Genomic DNA, 17822 nt, shown 5'->3' with positions numbered 1-17822 from the left:
CAATGTTGTATCTTCATGATGTTTGGGTGAATTGGTTTGAAGGTGAAGAAAACGGGTATAATGTATGCCACTTTCATGAATGGCGCAAGGATGATGGAGTCGAACTTTTGGATCAAGTTCCACTCTTAAAGATTGAACCGATTTTATTTAACTATATTGAGAATGATTTAGCAGAATTACCTCAACAACTCCTAGATGATATTTATCAAAAAGCATATTTACGAAAAAACCATGAGCGAATTCAGCTTGATTATTGTTTTGTTGTAACGGATGGGGTAGGTATTTTAGCAATTGATACGATTGGCTATACCATTCCAATCCGAAAAAGCAGGTTAATTCCAAGGCAAGAACAGCTTGTATATGAGATGATTGAAACGAATGAGGCAAATGTTTATCACTTTTATCAGCCTAGCGAAATGAAAGATCATCATATTTTGTCGCCTGAGCCAGAATTAATGCGTGGCCTAACAAGAAAGGAACGCCAATTAAAGCAGTTATTATTTATGGCCCTTGACCAATTACACTCTTCAAATAATGAAGCAGAAGTTCGTTATTGGTATACCGAATGGTGTCCGGAACGATACGCCGCCATCCAGGAAATGAATGTTGAGGATGTATGGGAGCAATTATTTGAGGAAACAAAATACGGATGGGGCAAGAGGCATGTAACATTTTGTGAGAATATAATTAAAGGGCAGCCATTTTTTGAAAAGTTATGGGAAATGGAGCATGGTCCAAAGGTAAATTAAAAGCCTGACCCAAAAGGTAGTCACTACCTTTATGGGTCAGGCTCTTATTATTTGGGTTCTACCTTCTCTGACCTCTTCCAAGGCCCATTGCATTTTCCATTCTATTGAGTGTTTCCGAGGCAATTTTATTCGCTTTTTCTGCACCACGGTCTAAGATATCATCAAGTTCCTTTGATTCAATGAGTTGATTGTATCTTTCTTGAATCGGTTTAATAACATTGATTACTACCTGAGCTAAATCTCCTTTAAATTCACCGTACCCTTTGCCACTATACATTTCTTCAATTTCAGAAATCGATTTACCGTCTAGAATTGAGTAAATAGACAATAAATTAGATATTCCTGGTTTGTTTTCTTTATCAAATTTAACTATGCCCTCAGAATCTGTTACAGCGCTTTTAATTTTTTTCTCAATTTGCTTCAGGTCATCGAGAGGGGTGATAAAAGCTTTCTTATTCGGATCGGATTTACTCATTTTTTTGGTAGGTTCTTGAAGTGACATAATTCTCGCGCCGACTTTCGGAAGACTTATATCAGGAATAGTAAGAACCTCCCCGTATTTCTTATTAAATCTCTCTGCAAGATCACGGGTTAATTCCAGATGTTGTTTTTGATCTTCACCGACTGGGACAAGGTCTGTGTTATACAATAAAATGTCAGCAGCCATAAGTGGCGGATAGGTCAATAAACTTGCAGATACGGCTTCTTTTCCAGCAGACTTATCCTTAAATTGTGTCATTCTTTCCAATTCACCAATATAGGAAATACATTGCATCAACCACCCGGCTTGAGCATGCGCAGGAACTTCTGATTGAATAAAGAGCGTTGCTTTTTCTGGATCGATACCGACTGCGATGTACAGTGCAGCAAGACTTCTGATATTTTTTCTTAAAACTTGCGGGTCTTGAGGGACGGTTATGGCATGCTGATCAACGATACAAAAGAAGCAATTATATTCATTTTGCAGTTCTACAAATTGTTTCATTGCTCCAATATAGTTGCCAAGTGTAATAGTTCCGCTTGGTTGGATGCCAGAAAAAATGGTTTTCATGGTATTTTTTCCTCCTGCTAATAAGCATTTAAATAAAAAAACCATTCGTCACCTAATCCATATAGGGAAGAATGGTTCAACGCTTTTAGTGACTATTTATAATCATATTATAATGAAATGAATAATCGTAATCAAGTCCGTTAAACATAATAGAAGCCAAGGGCGATTAACATAAGAAAGCCGGTAATGATTCCATGGAAAACAAAAGGCTTTTGATTGATTGTCACCATTTCAGAAAGAGAGGGAATTTCGGCAAGACTTCTTTTTTCCTTTCCTCTTGTTGCAGCAAAGTTAAATGACTTAGCTATAGCGTCAAAAAAACCAGTTTTAACAGTAAATAATAATAAAGAAAACAGAAGTAAGGCAAATGAAATGTAAAAAGATATATTGATATAACTTAACAAAGAAATCTTTCGGTAAAAAATGAGTGATAGGAAAATAATTAACAACTGAAAACCCACTGAAATTATCAGAGTATTTTTAAAACGAAAGTTCATTTCTAATCCTCCAAAACCTTGATTTATAAGGAAAAGTATTTTAAATATTATACAAAAAATCAGTGCGAGAGTAAATGATAACATAGGTTCCAGTAACCCAAATGTTTAAAATGTTATGAAAATGTAAATTAATTTTCAAAAAGTAATGTACAATTAGTTGAAAAAATGTATAATAGGGAATGTAGTAATTTTTCAGAATAATAGAAAAGGGAGGTCTACTAGTGAAGAAATCAAAACTTTCACTACTTTTAGTTTTATCACTAGTTCTTAGCATGTTCTTAGCAGCTTGTTCTGGTGGAAAAGACACTGGAAAAGAAAAGGACAATGGTGGTACTTCTAATGGTAAAGCACCTGAACAAGTACTAAATGTTTTAGAGTCAGCAGAAGTTCCAACAATGGATAGTGTTATGGCTCAAGACGTTATGAGTTTCACCATGTTAAATGCAACAAACGAAGGATTATATCGTTTAGACCCAGATCAAAAGGTAATCGAGGGTGTTGCAGACGGTAAACCTGTTGCGAATGCTGATGGAACCGTTTACACGATTAAGTTGAAAAAGGATCAAAAATGGTCAAACGGTGATCCTGTAACTGCTAATGACTTTGTATTTGCATGGAGACGTGCAATTGATCCTAAAACTGCTTCTCCATATGGTCCATATTTCATGGAAGGCAAAATCAAAAATGCTAGCGATATCGTAGCTAAGAAAAAACCTGCAACTGATTTAGGAATTAAAGCTGTGGATGACTATACTCTAGAAATTTCCTTAGAGCAGCCAATTCCTTTCTTTGAGTCATATATTACGTTCCAATTATTCTATCCACAAAATGAAAAGTATGTTAAGTCTCAAGGTAAAGATTATGCGAAGGATGCTTCCCACATTCTTTATAATGGTCCATTCAAAATGACTAAATGGGATGGCCCACAGGCAACTGAATGGGTACTAGAGAAAAACGATACTTATTGGAATGCAAATACAGTTTCTTTAAAGAAAATCAACTTTAACGTACAAAAAGACGGGCAGGCATCGGCCAATGCTTTTGAAGCTGGCGAAGCAGACATTACACCAAAACTTGCACAACCAGCAATCATTCAACAATATGAAGGTTCAAAAAATCTTCTTCGTTACACTGAACCATCCATTTTCTGGTTGAAGTTTAATGAGAAAAACCCAGCATTAGCAAATGCTAATATCCGTAAAGCTATTGCTTTAGCAATTGACAAAAAAGCTTTAACTGATGATGTTTTAGCAAATGGTTCAATTCCTGCTAACTTTATCGTTGCGAAAGATTTCGCGTTCAATAATGGTAAAGACTTCCGTGCTGATACTGGCGAATATTTAAAATCAGATAAAGCAAAAGCAAAAGAATTATGGACAAAAGGTTTATCTGAAATCGGTAAGAAGGAAGTAACATTCAATTATGTTGGTCAAGATACTGCAGCTGCAAAGGATACTGATGCATTTATCAAAGACCAATTAGAGAAAACTTTACCAGGAATTAAAGTTGAACTTCACAACATTCCATTTGCTACAAAACTTGATAGAGAAGATAAACAACAATATGATATTCTTTTCAGTGGTTGGGGTCCTGACTATGCTGACCCAATGACTTACATGGATTTATGGCCATCAACTAGCGGCCAACAGCATATGAGCTATAAAAATCCAAAAGTTGATCAGTTAGTCAAAGATGCAGCAACTACTTTAGCTACTAAACCTGATGAGCGTTGGAAAGCATTACAAGAAGCTGAAAAAATTGTGTTAGAAGATGATGCTGCTCTAGCACCTCTATACCAACGTTCTGCTAACTTGTTAGTTGCTGATAAAGTTAAAGGTTTAGCACACCATGGATTTGGTCCTGATTATAGCTATCAATGGATTAAAATTGTTAAGTAGTAATTGGTAAGTAAACGTATATAAAAGAGAGTATATTAAGGTATACTCTCTTTTTACCTGTATAAGAATTGTCGAAAAATGATGAATCTTCAATCAAATAGGAGGTGGAGGCATGGCGAAGTACATTTTACAACGTGTAATATACATGATTCTTACATTGTTTATCGTTGTCTCAGTTACATTCTTCTTAATGAAGTTAGTTCCTGGTACTCCGTTTAGTAATGCTGGAAAACTCACACACGAACAATTAGCAATTATGCAAGAGAAATACCACTTAACTGACCCAGTACCTGTTCAATATGCTAATTACTTAAAGAACATGGTCCAAGGTGATTTAGGAATCTCCTTTCAATTCAATAATACCCCTGTTACCAAACTTCTAGCAATTCGTATCGGACCTTCAGCAACATTAGGTTTAGAGGCAATGGTATTTGGCTCTATTTTTGGGATTTTATTGGGAGTTATTGCCGCGTTAAAACAAAATACTTGGGTGGACTATAGTGCGACCTTTATTGCAGTTGCGGGGAAATCGATACCAAGCTTTATATTTGCCGGACTACTTCAGTATTATGTTGCGGTAAAATTAGAATGGTTTCCAGTAATGTTTTGGCGGGGAGCAGAGTATACCATTCTGCCAACCATTGCCTTGGCAATGTTTCCAATTTCGATTGCTGCCCGTTTCATGCGTACAGAGCTAATTGATGTATTAGGATCGGATTACATTACTTTAGCGAAGGCGAAGGGAGCAAGCTATTTTCAAATTAGCGTAAAGCACGCATTAAGAAATGCTTTAATCCCTGTTATCACTGTTTTAGGACCTTTGGCAGTTAGCTTAATGACAGGTTCACTTGTCATTGAGGAGATTTTTGCTATCCCAGGTCTAGGAGAACAATTTGTTAAGGCCATTACCGTAAATGATTATCCGGTTATTATGGGAACAACTATTCTTTTTGCTGCCGCATTCGTAGTGATTATTTTAGTGGTGGATATTCTGTATGGAATTATTGACCCAAGGATTCGAATTTCAGGGGGGCGATCTAAATGATTACCAATCATGAAAAAATTTCACAAGAGTTATTTGAGCCCGCCCATGTGGATGTATCTAAAAGCGAGAAAATTGCAAAGCCAAGTTTGACTTTTTGGCAGGATTCATGGTTAAGGGTCCGAAAAAATAAAGGTGCAGTGATTAGTTTAATTGTGACTGTATTATTAATTATCATGGCATTTGTTGGGCCATTAATCACACCGTATGCGTATGATTTCCAAAATACTAAACATGCTAATTTACCACCAAGGATTCAAGGTTTAGAAAATATTCACTGGCTTCCATTTGATGGTACATTGAAAAATAGACAGGGCGTAGAATTACATCCTTATGAAACAAGAAATGTTAAAGAATATTATTGGTTTGGTACGGATGGATTAGGACGAGATTTGTTTGCTAGGGTTTGGAAGGGCACTCAAATTTCTTTATTAATTGCTTTTTTTGCAGCTTTAATTGATATGCTAATCGGGGTTACCTATGGGGCGATTTCGGGTTACATCGGTGGAAAAACGGATAGTATTATGCAACGTATTGTCGAAATCATTATGGGAATTCCAAACCTTATCGTCGTTGTCCTGATGATTCTCGTTTTAAAAGCAGGGATTATCCCGATTATCTTAGCCTTAAGTATCACCGGTTGGGTAAGTATGTCGCGTGTTGTACGTGCGCAGGTTCTTAAATATAAAAATATGGAGTACGTATTGGCAGCTAAAACATTAGGGGCATCAGATTCAACTATTGTCTTTAAACATATGATTCCAAATATGTTTGGTGTCATCATCATAAATACAATGTTTTCGATTCCGAATGCGATTTTCTTTGAAGCATTTTTAAGCTTCATCGGATTAGGTTTGCAGGACCCTCACGCTTCATTAGGTACATTGATCAATGATGGATTTAGGGGAATGATAGCGTTTCCATATCAGATGATAATTCCAGCTATTATGATCTCCCTTATTATGATAGCATTTAACTTAATTGCAGACGGTCTTAGAGATGCTCTAGATCCAAAAATGCGTGATTAGAAGGCAGGTGAATGGTAGTGGAGAAAGTTTTAGAGGTAAAAGATTTAAATATATCCTTCCACACCTTTGCAGGGGAAGTTCAAGCAATACGAGGTGTGAGCTTTGATTTATATAAGGGAGAAACGCTGGCAATTGTTGGGGAATCGGGTTCCGGAAAATCTGTTACAACAAAATCAATTATGCGTCTCCTTCCTGAACATAATTCAGAAATTAAAAAAGGTGAGATCCTTTTTGGTGGTAAGGACTTAACCAAACTTAAAGATAAAGAGATGCAAAAAATCCGGGGTCATGATATTTCCATGATCTTTCAAGACCCAATGACTTCATTAAATCCGACAATGAAAATTGGCAATCAAATTATGGAACCTCTGATTAAGCATCAAAATATGAGCAAACATGATGCAAGAGCGAGAGCCATTGATTTACTAAAGCTAGTTGGGATTCCTAAGCCGGAAATCCGTATCAATCAATATCCTCACCAATTTTCCGGTGGGATGAGACAAAGGGTCGTAATTGCGATTGCCTTAGCATGTAATCCAAAAGTTTTAATTGCAGATGAACCTACAACTGCCTTGGATGTGACCATTCAAGCACAAATATTAGAATTGATGAAGGATTTGCAAAAGAAAATTGATACTTCGATCATTTTTATTACACATGACCTCGGTGTAGTTGCAAATGTAGCGGACCGTGTTGCGGTAATGTATGGTGGGAAGATTGTCGAAATTGGTACAGCAGATGAGATTTTCTATAATCCCAAACATCCTTATACATGGGGATTAATCAGTTCAATGCCGGATATGGATACGGATGATGAAGAATTGTATTCTATACCGGGAACACCACCTGATTTATTAGAGCCGCCAAAAGGGGATGCATTTGCACCGCGTAATCCTTATGCGATGAAAATCGATTTAGAGCAAGAGCCGCCATTCTTTAAGGTGTCTGACACTCATTATGCAGCAACTTGGCTATTACATCCAGATGCTCCTAAAGTTGAACCACCGGAAGCTGTAAAAAGACGTCAGCGTCAATTCCCTGAAATGAAGGAGGGAAAGTAAATGGCTCAAAATGAAAAATTACTTGAGATTAAAAACTTAAAACAATATTTTAATGTTGGAAAAGTAAATGAAGTTCGTGCAGTCGATAATGTTTCCTTTGATATTTATAAAGGGGAAGTATTAGGGTTAGTTGGGGAGTCTGGCTGTGGAAAATCTACAACCGGCCGGACCATTATCCGATTATATAATGCTACCGGCGGGGAAGTATTGTATGATGGTGAAAATGTCCATGGGAAAAAGTCGAAAAGTGAATTAAAAGCTTTTAACCGTAAAATGCAAATGATTTTCCAAGACCCACATGCATCATTAAATCCAAGATTAAAAGTTGCCGATATTATTGCCGAAGGAATTGACATCCATGGTCTTGCTAAATCAAAACAAGAGCGTATGGAACGTGTGTATCAGCTATTAGAAACAGTTGGGTTAAATAGAGAACATGCAAATAGATATCCTCATGAATTTAGCGGTGGTCAGCGTCAACGGATTGGAATAGCTCGTGCACTAGCGGTCGAGCCGGAATTCATTATTGCCGACGAACCAATTTCTGCCCTGGATGTATCCATTCAAGCACAGGTTGTAAATCTAATGAAGAAACTGCAACATGAAAAGGGCTTAACTTACCTTTTCATCGCGCATGATCTTTCCATGGTAAAATACATCAGTGATCGAATTGGAGTTATGTATTTTGGTAAAATGGTTGAGCTTGCTCCAGCTGATGAATTGTATAAAAACCCACTTCATCCTTATACTCAATCATTGTTATCAGCAATTCCTGCACCAGACCCAATTAGTGAGCGGATGAGAAAACGGAAATCCTATGATCCGGCAAGCCATCATTATAATGAAAATGATAAGATTGAATTCCGTGAAGTAACTCCAGGACATTTTGTCCTTTGCTCAGAAAAAGAGTTTGCTCAATTTAAAGCTTCAAAATAACCAATAAAAAACGATCTCATTTGAGATCGTTTTTTATTGGTTATTTATTTCCGCCAACTTGTTTCCAGTTTGTTTGATATTTTGAAACACGGTCGGTAAATTCAGTTCGTTTCTTTCCTCCGAAAACTCTTTCACCAACACCATTTGTTATGACACCCATTAATGCTGTAATGCCCACAACAAGAACGGCTACAATGGTTAAATCTGCTATGTAACCACCAATCATCGTTAACCCTCCATTTTTATTTCAAATGTCAGCATGATGAATGCTTTTGAATATCCCCTATTTATATTTTAAAAGAACTTAGGGGGAATTAAAAGACATTCTTCATTATTTCCTTAAGAATTGGGGGAATTTTTGTGACTATTTCACAGCTTGATGTATGCGTTTTCATTCTTCCTCATTTAATTGAGAATATAAATTTAATAAAAGGTTAAGAAATACTTAAGAATAATCTGCTAGAATAACAAGCAGTAAGAGAGGGAAATAATATTTTTTTAAACCTACAAAAACTGCAAAAAGTAAACGAATAATTTTACAGTAAATCTCAAAGTATTACAAAATTTTAACGAAAAAAATGGATAAACCATGAAACTTTTTACGTGAATATTCGTCTAATATATTGTAGTTTAAAAAAATTCTTTAAGTTTTGGCCCTATGAGAATTTTTGAAAAAAGGATACCTTTTTCAGAATCAGTGGTGTATAATTGGTGATATAAATTACTTGTTTATAATTATTTTAATTAGGGTATAAGTTATTAAACAGATTTTCGTTTTTCTTATAAACAGACAGTTAAATAAAGAGGAGTGTGAAGACGAATGGTAACACTATACACTTCACCAAGTTGCACATCATGCAGGAAAGCAAAATCATGGCTGGAAGAACATGAGATTCCTTACAAGGAAAGAAATATTTTCTCAGAGCCCTTATCTATTGAAGAGATTAAAGAAATACTTCGTATGACTGAAGATGGGACAGATGAAATTATTTCCACTCGCTCCAAGACATTTCAAAAATTGGATGTAAATTTAGATACCATGCCCCTTCAGAATTTATTCGAATTAATTAAGGAAAATCCAGGACTATTACGCCGTCCAATCATTATTGATGAGAAGCGTTTACAAGTCGGTTATAATGAAGATGAAATTCGCCGGTTCTTACCAAGAAGAGTGAGAACATTCCAATTGCGTGAAGCACAGCGAATGGTAAATTAAAAGTCAAGACCTTCTGAAAGCAGAAGGTCTTTTTCTTTGTTGCAAATAATATTTCTTTGAATTCGAGAATTGTCCAGCTCCAGCGCCTAGCCCCTCGTGGTTGCTTTGGTCCTGACAATGAAGTCAAAGAACGACTTCACCGTCAGGACCTCCAGCACTTGTCGGGGCTGACCACTAAGGAAAGCTCCTTTGAATAATCATCGCAGGAACAAGCTGTGCTTGTTCCGAAGGCGCTTCCGCTTTTCCGTTTCATTTGTGATTTTAAAGGCATTTTGGTACAATAAAATGAATATCTAATAATAAGTGAATCTTCCGTTTGTATATTTTAAGTGCCAACTAATGCTGGAAAATAGGCGTATTGATGGTTTTTGATTATTTGATTAATTTTATTTCCCTTATTGCTGCTTTTGTCATAAAATAAAAGTACAAGGATTTATGTCCTTTTTTTAACAAATCTCACTAATAATAGTCCTTTCTAAATTGGGTAAATGCTTTTGGCACTGTCTGCTTGGGGGTATTTAGTCCCTTCAATATGGAAAACGGAAGGGAGAGGTAAAAATGGAGATTGAAAGAATAAATGAGAATACTGTAAAGTTCTACATTTCATATGGTGATATAGAAGACAGAGGTTTTGACCGGGAGGAAATTTGGTACAATCGTGAGCGCAGTGAAGAACTTTTCTGGGAAATGATGGATGAGGTTCATCAGGAAGAAGAGTTTGTTGTGGAAGGTCCACTTTGGATCCAAGTTCAGGCATTGGAAAAAGGCTTAGAAATTCTTGTTACCAAAGCCCAGCTTTCTAAAGATGGCCAAAAATTTGAACTGCCAATTCCGGGTGATAAGGTAAAGGATATACCGGTTGATGAGAATATTGAAGATATTCTTGATCAACATTTCAATCCAAAGCATGAGGTCGAGGAAGACTATTTGCTTGATGAAGATCCCCTTGAATTTATGCTTGCCTTTAAGGATTTTGAGGATGTTATTATGTTATCGAAACGCGAGGGTCTCGATGAATTAAAAACGACTCTTTATCATTTTGAAGGAAGATATTATCTCTACACCGAATTTCTAGAGGATGTATTTGAGGAAGATGAAATAGATGATATCTTAAGTATTCTTTTGGAATACGGTACTGAAACACAAGTGACCATACATCGTGTTCAGGAATACGGAAAAGAAATAATTTCTGAAAATGTGTTTTCTGAAATTAGAAAGCATTTTCACTAAAATTAGAGCCGATTTCACTATTGAAATCGGTATTTTTTAGTATTAATTTACTTTAAAGTGCAGGTGAGGACACTGAAAAACACTGTTAGGGTCGTTCTATTTGTTATAATCATATCCGTACTTATGTTGATCTTTAAAGATCATATTAAGGGTGGTCTTTTCGGGGTATTTAGCCTATTTATTTCCTTGTCCGTTATTTTCATTGGATTTGTGATTTTCCTTGAGAATCGTCACCCCACGCAAACGATTACCTGGCTGGTTGTTTTAGGCGGGTTTCCGCTTGTTGGATTTATTTTTTATCTTCTTTTCGGGCGGAATTATCGAAAGGAGAAAATGTTCCGTAAAAAGTATTTTCTAGATAAACAAGCCTTTTTGAATGTGGAAGGTGAAAATGATCCACGAAGCAGGGAAAAGTTAAGTTTAATGAGAGAACATCAAGGGAAATTATTCAGTTTGGCGCAAAAGCTTGGGAACAGTCCCATATCTTTTGATACCTCGACCAAAATTTTAACCAATGGTGAAGAAACATTCCAACATATTTTAGAAGAACTAAAAAGAGCTAAACATCATATCCATCTTGAATATTATATTGTTCGTAATGATGCTATTGGACAAGAAATTAAAGAGATATTAGTAGAAAAAGCCATGCAGGGGGTCAAGGTTCGTTTCCTTTTTGATGCGGTCGGCTCCTGGCAATTGTCTAAGAAGTATATTGCAGATTTGAGAAATGCAGGAATTGAAACAGTTTCTTTTGGTCCGGTAAAACTTCCATTTTTAAATAATAAATTCAACTTTCGTAACCATCGAAAGATTATTGTAATAGACGGTACTATTGGGTTTGTAGGCGGCTTAAATATTGGCGATGAATATTTAGGAAGAGTGAAAAGTATCGGATTTTGGCGTGATACTCATTTAATGGTAAAGGGAGAAGCCGTAAGGACCCTTCAGTTAATTTTTTTACAGGATTGGTATTATATGACCAACCATAGTTTTTTAACTGCCGAATATTTATCCCCGCAACTTGATAATAAGAGCCACGGTGGGGTTCAACTAATTGCAGGAGGACCTGATAATGAATGGAGTGTGATTAAAAATATCTTTTTTTCAATGATTGCTTCAGCTGAAAAATCGGTTTGGATTGCATCCCCTTATTTTATTCCTGATGAAGACATTTTTTCGGCTATCAAGGTGGCTGCTTTAAGCGGGATTGATGTTCGGCTCTTGGTGCCGAACCGCCCGGATAAACGAATCGTTTTTCATGCTTCACGTTCCTATTTTCCAGAACTCTTGGAAGCAGGGGTGAAGGTGTATGAATATGAACGTGGTTTCATGCACAGCAAAATTATCATTGTAGATGAAGAACTCGCTTCGATTGGAACAGCCAATATGGATATGCGGAGTTTTCATTTGAATTTTGAAGTTAATGCCTTTTTGTTTCGAACGAAAAGTGCACAAAAGCTGGTGGATGAATATGAAAATGATTTAAAATTTGCCAAGCAGCTTGAACTTAAAACGTTCCAAAAAAGACATTTGGGCCTGCGGTTATTGGAATCAACAGCAAGGCTGATGTCCCCATTACTATAACAAAGCAATCGGCAATTGGCTGATTGCTTTTTTCTGCAAAAAAAGGACTTTTAAATAATCAATCGAATTATTATAGGTGGAGGTGAATGGCATGCTAACAGCAAGCACAAAAAATGGTCAAAAAATATGTCTGGGCTATAACTACAAAAAAGAAACGCTATTATACTTTAGAAGGAGGGAAGAATTCTTCTGTCCAGTTTGTGGTGAAAGAGTTTTACTAAAGCTGGGCGATCAGAGAATGTATCATTTCTCTCATATAAAGGGGGGAGAATGCAGGAACTCCTATGAAAATGAGTCGGTTTATCATATGGAAGGAAAACTTCAGCTCTATCATTGGCTGTTACGTCAAAAAATCCCTGCGGTCCTTGAATATTATGATAAGAAAATCCAGCAGCGGCCCGATATAAAGTTTACTTACGAAAATCAAAAATATGCTTTAGAGTTTCAATGCTCCCCAATCTCTGAAGAAATCTTTTTGAAAAGAACAAGAAGCTATGTTGATGCAGGATATGTTCCACTCTGGATTTTGGGGAACGAACAAATCCATCAAAAGAAGAAAAGTATTCTCTCACTTTCAAATTTCCACTATTTATTTATACAACAGACAGTAGAAGGTAGTTATTACTTGCCCTCCTATTGCCCCGAAAAAAAGCACTTTCACCTACTTGATTCAATTGTCTCTTATTCCATAAAAAATGCCTTTATACAAAACCGCTTTTATCCCATTAGTAATGTAGAAATTAATTGTCTTTTGAATCCGGAATGTCTGGGTCAAATTAATCTTTCAAATTGGAATTTTGAATTAGAGAAAGCCAATATGAATTGGGCGCTTCACCCAAATTCGAGGCAAAACTCCTTCCTTCATGAGATATATCAGCATAATCTTAATCTTTTTCTATTACCTCCTGAAATTGGTCTCCCAGTTCACTCTTCATTATTGATTCAAACTTCACCAATCATTTGGCAAACCTATGTGTATCTTGATATCTTGACTCAAAAACATCCAATGGACATATTTACGGTTCAAGAAGTAGAAAGGAGTTTTTATAAGAGAATAGGGAGAAAGGAAATTATCATCCGTGACCTCCCGTTAATCAAGCACATTCATCCTTTTAGTGCAGTGATGGAATATCTTTTCATGCTAGAAAAATTTGGGATTATGACTCAAAAGGGAAAAGCTGCTTTTCAACTAAACAGGAATATCCCCTTTCCACAATCAAATCGTGAAAGGGAAGATCGAAAGAAGGTATTTTTTCAAAAATATCAGCGAATGATTTCAAAACGATAAATGAAATATTAATGAAGGGCATAATAATAGAGAATGAAGGAATTTGGAAGGAAAAGGAGAAATATTATAGTGGGTTCTTTTGGTAATTTGGAAATTAGAATGGAGGATGAAAGATGGCAAATGAAACTGCAGTTAAAACGCTGCCGGCTAGAAGTGAAATCCCTGTTGAAGAAACCTGGAAATTAGAAGATATATTTGCAAATGATGAGGCATGGGAAAAGGAATTCCAGGAGGTAAAAAGCCAAGTCCCTGGGGCAAAACAATTTGAAGGAAAGCTTGGAGAGAGTGCGGAAACTCTATTTAAAGCCCTTCAGTATCAGGATCAACTTCTTGAAAGACTCGGAAAGCTCTATGCCTATTCCCATATGAGATATGATCAAGATACAACGAATTCATTTTATCAAGGCTTAGATGATCGGATGAAAAACCTTTACGCTCAAGCGGGTAGTTCACTTGCTTTTATTGTTCCAGAACTATTATTGATTGATGAAAGTAAACTTAAAGGTTTTTTAACGGAGAAGCCTGAGTTAAAGCTTTACGAGCATGCAATTGAGGAAATTAATCTGCAAAGGCCGCATGTTCTTTCAGCTGAACAAGAGGCATTGTTAGCCGAAGCGGGCGAGGTGATGGATGCTTCGAGCAATACATTTGGGATGCTAAACAATGCTGATTTGGCGTTTTCATCCATTAAAGATGAAAATGGGGAAGAGGTAGAAATTACCCATGGCCGCTACATACGATTCTTAGAGAGCACTGACCAACGCGTCCGCCGGGATGCTTTTAAAGCGGTGTATGAAACCTATGGTAATTTCCGTAATACATTCGCAAGCACTCTTAGTGGTAATGTGAAGAAGGATAATTTTAATGCAAGAATTAGAAAGTATGAATCAGCAAGGCAGGCAGCATTAGCAGCCAATAATATCCCCGAAAGTGTGTATGATAATTTGGTTAAAGCAGTAAACGAAAACTTGCATTTATTACAGCGATATATAAAGCTGCGCAAGAAGGTTCTAGGACTTAATGAACTGCATATGTACGATTTATATACACCTCTTGTAAAAGATGTAAAAATGGAGATTAAATATGAGGAAGCAAAGGATATTGTTCTAAAAGGATTAGCACCATTAGGGGAAGAATATGCTAAAGTTTTAAAAGAAGGCTTTGAAAACCGCTGGGTAGATGTTCACGAAAATAAAGGGAAACGAAGCGGCGCGTACTCTTCTGGCTCCTATGGCACCAATCCCTATATCCTCTTGAACTGGCAGGATAATGTGAACAATCTGTTCACACTTGCGCATGAGTTAGGACATTCCGTGCATAGTTACTATACACGTAAATCACAGGCCTATCCTTATGGGAACTATTCAATATTTGTTGCCGAAGTGGCATCGACCTGTAATGAAGCATTGTTAAACGATTATTTATTAAAGACCATTGATGATGAACAGAAACGGATTTACTTATTAAACCATTACTTAGAAGGATTTAGAGGAACTGTGTTCCGGCAAACCATGTTTGCAGAATTTGAACACCTTATCCATCAAAAACTTCAAAATAACGAGGCGTTAACGGCTGAATTATTGACAAAAGAATACTATGAGCTAAACAAAAAGTATTTTGGAGAAGAGGATATTGTCATTGATGAAGAAATAGGCTTAGAATGGTCAAGAATCCCTCATTTCTATTACAATTATTATGTTTATCAATATGCCACTGGATTTAGTGCGGCAACCGCATTAAGTAAGCAAATTCTAGAAGAAGGGGAGCCTGCCGTGAAGCGCTATATAGGGTTCCTTAGTGCAGGAAGCTCTGATTACCCAATTGAAGTCCTTAAAAAGGCAGGAGTAGACATGACCAGCTCCCAGCCAATTAAAGATGCCTGCAAGGTATTTGAAGAAAAGCTAAACGAGCTTGAACAGCTGTTATCATGAGAAAAGGGATGGCGCTTAAAAATGCGTCATCCCTTTTTAAAACCCGCGAAATCGTTTCCTTTCATTTACGAAGAATAAAATGGTGAAAATGGATAGGAACAACAGGGGGATGCTGATCCATAATGGGAAAATTTTAAGCAGTGCAAGCAAATGAAGAAAAAAGGCAAGGATAAAAAAAAGAATCAGGAAGAAAATAGGGAGCTTCTTCAACGGAAATTCCACCTACTTTTGCTTTATCTCACTATTAGTCTATTGTCCAATTCGAAAAAATATGACTTTTTGACAATATTGTGAAATAAAGCACAAAGTCATTGTTTAAGGTACAACACCATGATATAGTTAACTCGTGAAGTTGATCACAACAAACATAAACCCCTTTGTTTGACCGTGAAAGATTTCTCCCATCCCCTTTTGTTCGTATTAGTAAAAGACCTTGCAGAACCGGAGCTGCAAGGTCTTTTCGTTAGGTTGTTTTCGGATTGATTGTGTTTTTCGAACAAAATTAATGTTAAACGTTTCTCCCTACGGCTTCCAGTTTGGACTTGATTGCCCCATGTCTTCGCTAAAGCTGTCCGGAAATTCTCTAAATGGAACATTTTTTAGACCAAGAGCAACAAAGTTTACGAAAAGAGCTTTTCGTTAAGAAGATATCCACAAAAAAAGGGTGGATTCCTTCACCCTTTTATTCTTCAATATATCGCCAAAATGTCCCGTATTTAGCTGGTATTTGTTCAACTACCTGTTTTAAAAGTAATTTTTTCATTTCTTTTTCCACCTGGGAAATCGTCATATTGTAGACGACTGCAATTTCCTTTGAAGCGACAAATCGAAAAAACTTTAGAAACGTCTCAAGATGCGGCGGCGGTGATTGAACGGGCCGTTCTGAGAGCATTTCCTCCAAGATTTGTACATAAATCTCATATGGATAGGTTCCGGTTATTTTAATCCCTTCGTCTTCAACATTTTCATTAAAGAAAACAAGCGTTGGAATTTCATGAACATCCATTTCAGAGGTTATTTTTAAATCGCATTGAAATGCTTTGGCCGCACTCTCGGAATGGAGGTCCGTACTAAACTCCTCAATATCTAATCCTACATCCCCGGCACAATCATTTAATACTTCTAAATCAGAAATATTTTTTTTATCCAAAAATAAAACTTCCTGCAGTTTACGGAGGAAACGGATTCCTGCTCGTCTTCCTTGGAGCTCGGCTGCTTTAATGGCAATAGAGACTATATGCGGGGAGTCAACCGGGTTTTCATACCAAAGACTTGAATCGCAGGACATTCCCGATCTGCTTGCTGTCTTTTCCCATAGCTCCACGATATTTTCATAATTCTTTTTTTTACTTAAATTTAAATTGGCCAGCCTGCCGCTTAGGACATGTTTAATGGAAAAATAGCGGCCATATTCAATATGAAGCTTTTTAAGTATCGGTTCAAGCGCCCAGCAAGAGGGACATAAAGGGTCAATAAACATGTAAATTTCAACAGGCTTTTTTTCACTTTTTCCACATTGCTTTTTTGAACTTGTATGTCCAATTCTGCTCACTGTAATTCACCAGTTTCCTGCGTATCTGGTGTGTTTATCATATGTTGTGCAGTAAGATGAAGCCTAGCGTAAAATTCATCACGTAATGGTCCTTCCAAACCAACTTTATTCATCGCCTGTCTCATACAGGACAACCATGCTTCCGCCCGCGTCGGGGTTACTGGAAAGGGTAAATGGCGAGCGCGCATCATAGGATGTCCGTGTTCATCTGTATATAATGGTGGTCCACCTAAATATTGTGTAAGAAACTGCTTTTGTTTTCGAGCAATTTCAGTAAAAGAATTAGGGAAGATTGGTGCAAGGTCAGGATGTTGTGCAACCAGCCCATAAAAAGTGTCCACAAGACGGTGTAGGTTTTTTTCGCCGATGGCCTCATATGGTGTAGGCTTACTCTCAATCATGTTGACAACTCCTTTAGAATGTTTGTATGAGTTTATTTTAGCAATGGCTTTTTCATATCTCAAATAAATCGCTCAAAAGCTTAAATTAATCCTTAACTTCCTTAGTAATGTTTACAATGAAACCTTCTTTTAATTGAAAAAAAAGGATGAAAAAATATCCTTTTAATATTGGCTTTGTTACCGCTCCAGGCACAAGCGGTTCGTGGGCGGTCTGGGGAGCCTCCTCGTCGCTTTGCTCCTGCGGGGTCTCCCCTAACCCGTACTCCCACAGGACACTGAATTGCTTCCTGAATCCGCCCACGCACGAAGAAAATGCGTTAGCATTTTCGAGGAGTCTTCGTGCCTTCCGCTCCAATCA

At 36.9% G+C, this 17822-nt stretch carries 16 protein-coding genes; 11 read left to right on the top strand and 5 right to left on the bottom strand.

What is annotated here, in order from left to right; all coding sequences use genetic code 11:
* Positions 1-2: 2 nt before the first annotated feature.
* A complete protein-coding gene (locus tag E2K98_RS23125; protein WP_133338382.1) occupies positions 3-749 on the top strand; it encodes a YjbA family protein in 747 nt (248 codons plus the stop codon).
* A gap of 58 nt (positions 750-807) precedes the next feature.
* On the opposite strand, the gene trpS is transcribed toward E2K98_RS23125, so the two are convergent.
* Together trpS and E2K98_RS23115 are read right to left on the bottom strand one after the other, a co-directional pair.
* Positions 808-1800 carry a tryptophan--tRNA ligase gene (trpS, locus tag E2K98_RS23120; RefSeq protein ID WP_133338380.1) on the bottom strand — a complete coding sequence of 331 codons (993 nt, stop codon included), beginning with the start codon at positions 1798-1800 and terminating at the stop codon, positions 808-810.
* A gap of 140 nt (positions 1801-1940) precedes the next feature.
* The gene (locus tag E2K98_RS23115; RefSeq protein WP_165976354.1) at positions 1941-2297 is read right to left on the bottom strand and encodes a DUF3899 domain-containing protein; all 357 of its coding nucleotides are present in this window, start codon (positions 2295-2297) and stop codon (positions 1941-1943) included.
* A gap of 221 nt (positions 2298-2518) precedes the next feature.
* Between E2K98_RS23115 and E2K98_RS23110 the strand changes: the two genes are divergently transcribed.
* The 5 genes from E2K98_RS23110 (at position 2519) to E2K98_RS23090 (ending at position 8262) form a co-directional block, all read left to right on the top strand.
* Positions 2519-4195 (top strand): peptide ABC transporter substrate-binding protein, encoded by a 1677-nt coding sequence (locus E2K98_RS23110; RefSeq protein ID WP_133338376.1) that lies wholly within the window; start codon positions 2519-2521, stop codon positions 4193-4195.
* Between the two features lie 112 nt (positions 4196-4307).
* Positions 4308-5240, top strand: coding sequence for an oligopeptide ABC transporter permease (gene opp3b / locus E2K98_RS23105; RefSeq protein ID WP_133338374.1), 933 nt, complete (start codon positions 4308-4310; stop codon positions 5238-5240).
* The gene (gene opp3C, locus E2K98_RS23100) at positions 5237-6265 is read left to right on the top strand and encodes an oligopeptide ABC transporter permease (RefSeq protein ID WP_026574535.1); all 1029 of its coding nucleotides are present in this window, start codon (positions 5237-5239) and stop codon (positions 6263-6265) included. Before opp3b ends, opp3C begins: the two co-directional genes overlap by 4 nt.
* A 17-nt stretch (positions 6266-6282) precedes the next feature.
* A complete protein-coding gene (locus E2K98_RS23095) occupies positions 6283-7326 on the top strand; it encodes an ABC transporter ATP-binding protein (protein ID WP_133338430.1) in 1044 nt (347 codons plus the stop codon).
* A complete protein-coding gene (locus tag E2K98_RS23090; protein WP_133338372.1) occupies positions 7327-8262 on the top strand; it encodes an ABC transporter ATP-binding protein in 936 nt (311 codons plus the stop codon). It abuts the gene before it with no gap.
* A gap of 40 nt (positions 8263-8302) precedes the next feature.
* On the opposite strand, the gene E2K98_RS23085 is transcribed toward E2K98_RS23090, so the two are convergent.
* Positions 8303-8485 carry a hypothetical protein gene (locus tag E2K98_RS23085; RefSeq protein ID WP_133338428.1) on the bottom strand — a complete coding sequence of 61 codons (183 nt, stop codon included), beginning with the start codon at positions 8483-8485 and terminating at the stop codon, positions 8303-8305.
* Positions 8486-9082: 597 nt separating this feature from the next.
* Between E2K98_RS23085 and spxA the strand changes: the two genes are divergently transcribed.
* The 5 genes from spxA to pepF all read left to right on the top strand — a co-directional run bounded on the left by spxA (position 9083) and on the right by pepF (position 15511).
* A complete protein-coding gene (gene spxA / locus E2K98_RS23080; protein ID WP_026574539.1) occupies positions 9083-9478 on the top strand; it encodes a transcriptional regulator SpxA in 396 nt (131 codons plus the stop codon).
* A gap of 558 nt (positions 9479-10036) precedes the next feature.
* A complete protein-coding gene (gene mecA / locus E2K98_RS23075; RefSeq protein WP_026574540.1) occupies positions 10037-10708 on the top strand; it encodes an adaptor protein MecA in 672 nt (223 codons plus the stop codon).
* Positions 10709-10780: 72 nt separating this feature from the next.
* The gene (cls, locus tag E2K98_RS23070) at positions 10781-12292 is read left to right on the top strand and encodes a cardiolipin synthase (RefSeq protein WP_133338426.1); all 1512 of its coding nucleotides are present in this window, start codon (positions 10781-10783) and stop codon (positions 12290-12292) included.
* Positions 12293-12383: 91 nt separating this feature from the next.
* Positions 12384-13580, top strand: coding sequence for a competence protein CoiA (locus E2K98_RS23065; RefSeq protein WP_133338370.1), 1197 nt, complete (start codon positions 12384-12386; stop codon positions 13578-13580).
* Between the two features lie 113 nt (positions 13581-13693).
* Positions 13694-15511, top strand: a complete 1818-nt coding sequence (gene pepF, locus E2K98_RS23060) for an oligoendopeptidase F (protein WP_133338368.1) — start codon at positions 13694-13696, stop codon at positions 15509-15511.
* A gap of 682 nt (positions 15512-16193) precedes the next feature.
* Here the strand turns inward: pepF and E2K98_RS23055 are convergent.
* Both E2K98_RS23055 and E2K98_RS23050 read right to left on the bottom strand, forming a co-directional pair.
* Positions 16194-17063: a ClpXP adapter SpxH family protein gene (locus tag E2K98_RS23055; protein WP_235824913.1), complete on the bottom strand. Its 870-nt coding sequence runs from the start codon at positions 17061-17063 to the stop codon at positions 16194-16196.
* The gene (locus tag E2K98_RS23050; RefSeq protein WP_133338366.1) at positions 17060-17464 is read right to left on the bottom strand and encodes a globin domain-containing protein; all 405 of its coding nucleotides are present in this window, start codon (positions 17462-17464) and stop codon (positions 17060-17062) included. The genes E2K98_RS23055 and E2K98_RS23050 overlap by 4 nt, the downstream gene beginning before the upstream one ends.
* Between the last annotated feature and the right edge of the window lie 358 nt (positions 17465-17822).

It is taken from the genome of Bacillus salipaludis (genome assembly GCF_004358205.1).
The sequence above is the reverse complement of the archived record's forward strand: the minus strand, read 5'-3'. Positions and strand labels throughout refer to the sequence as shown.

Coding starts and splice junctions, on each gene's coding strand:
- pepF (WP_133338368.1), top strand. CDS start 13,694: ATGGCAAATGAAACTGCAGTTAAAACGCTGCCGGCTAGAAGTGAAATC.
- opp3b (WP_133338374.1), top strand. CDS start 4,308: ATGGCGAAGTACATTTTACAACGTGTAATATACATGATTCTTACATTG.
- opp3C (WP_026574535.1), top strand. CDS start 5,237: ATGATTACCAATCATGAAAAAATTTCACAAGAGTTATTTGAGCCCGCC.
- trpS (WP_133338380.1), bottom strand. CDS start 1,800: ATGAAAACCATTTTTTCTGGCATCCAACCAAGCGGAACTATTACACTT.
- mecA (WP_026574540.1), top strand. CDS start 10,037: ATGGAGATTGAAAGAATAAATGAGAATACTGTAAAGTTCTACATTTCA.
- spxA (WP_026574539.1), top strand. CDS start 9,083: ATGGTAACACTATACACTTCACCAAGTTGCACATCATGCAGGAAAGCA.
- E2K98_RS23065 (WP_133338370.1), top strand. CDS start 12,384: ATGCTAACAGCAAGCACAAAAAATGGTCAAAAAATATGTCTGGGCTAT.
- E2K98_RS23115 (WP_165976354.1), bottom strand. CDS start 2,297: ATGAACTTTCGTTTTAAAAATACTCTGATAATTTCAGTGGGTTTTCAG.
- E2K98_RS23050 (WP_133338366.1), bottom strand. CDS start 17,464: ATGATTGAGAGTAAGCCTACACCATATGAGGCCATCGGCGAAAAAAAC.
- E2K98_RS23125 (WP_133338382.1), top strand. CDS start 3: ATGTTGTATCTTCATGATGTTTGGGTGAATTGGTTTGAAGGTGAAGAA.
- E2K98_RS23090 (WP_133338372.1), top strand. CDS start 7,327: ATGGCTCAAAATGAAAAATTACTTGAGATTAAAAACTTAAAACAATAT.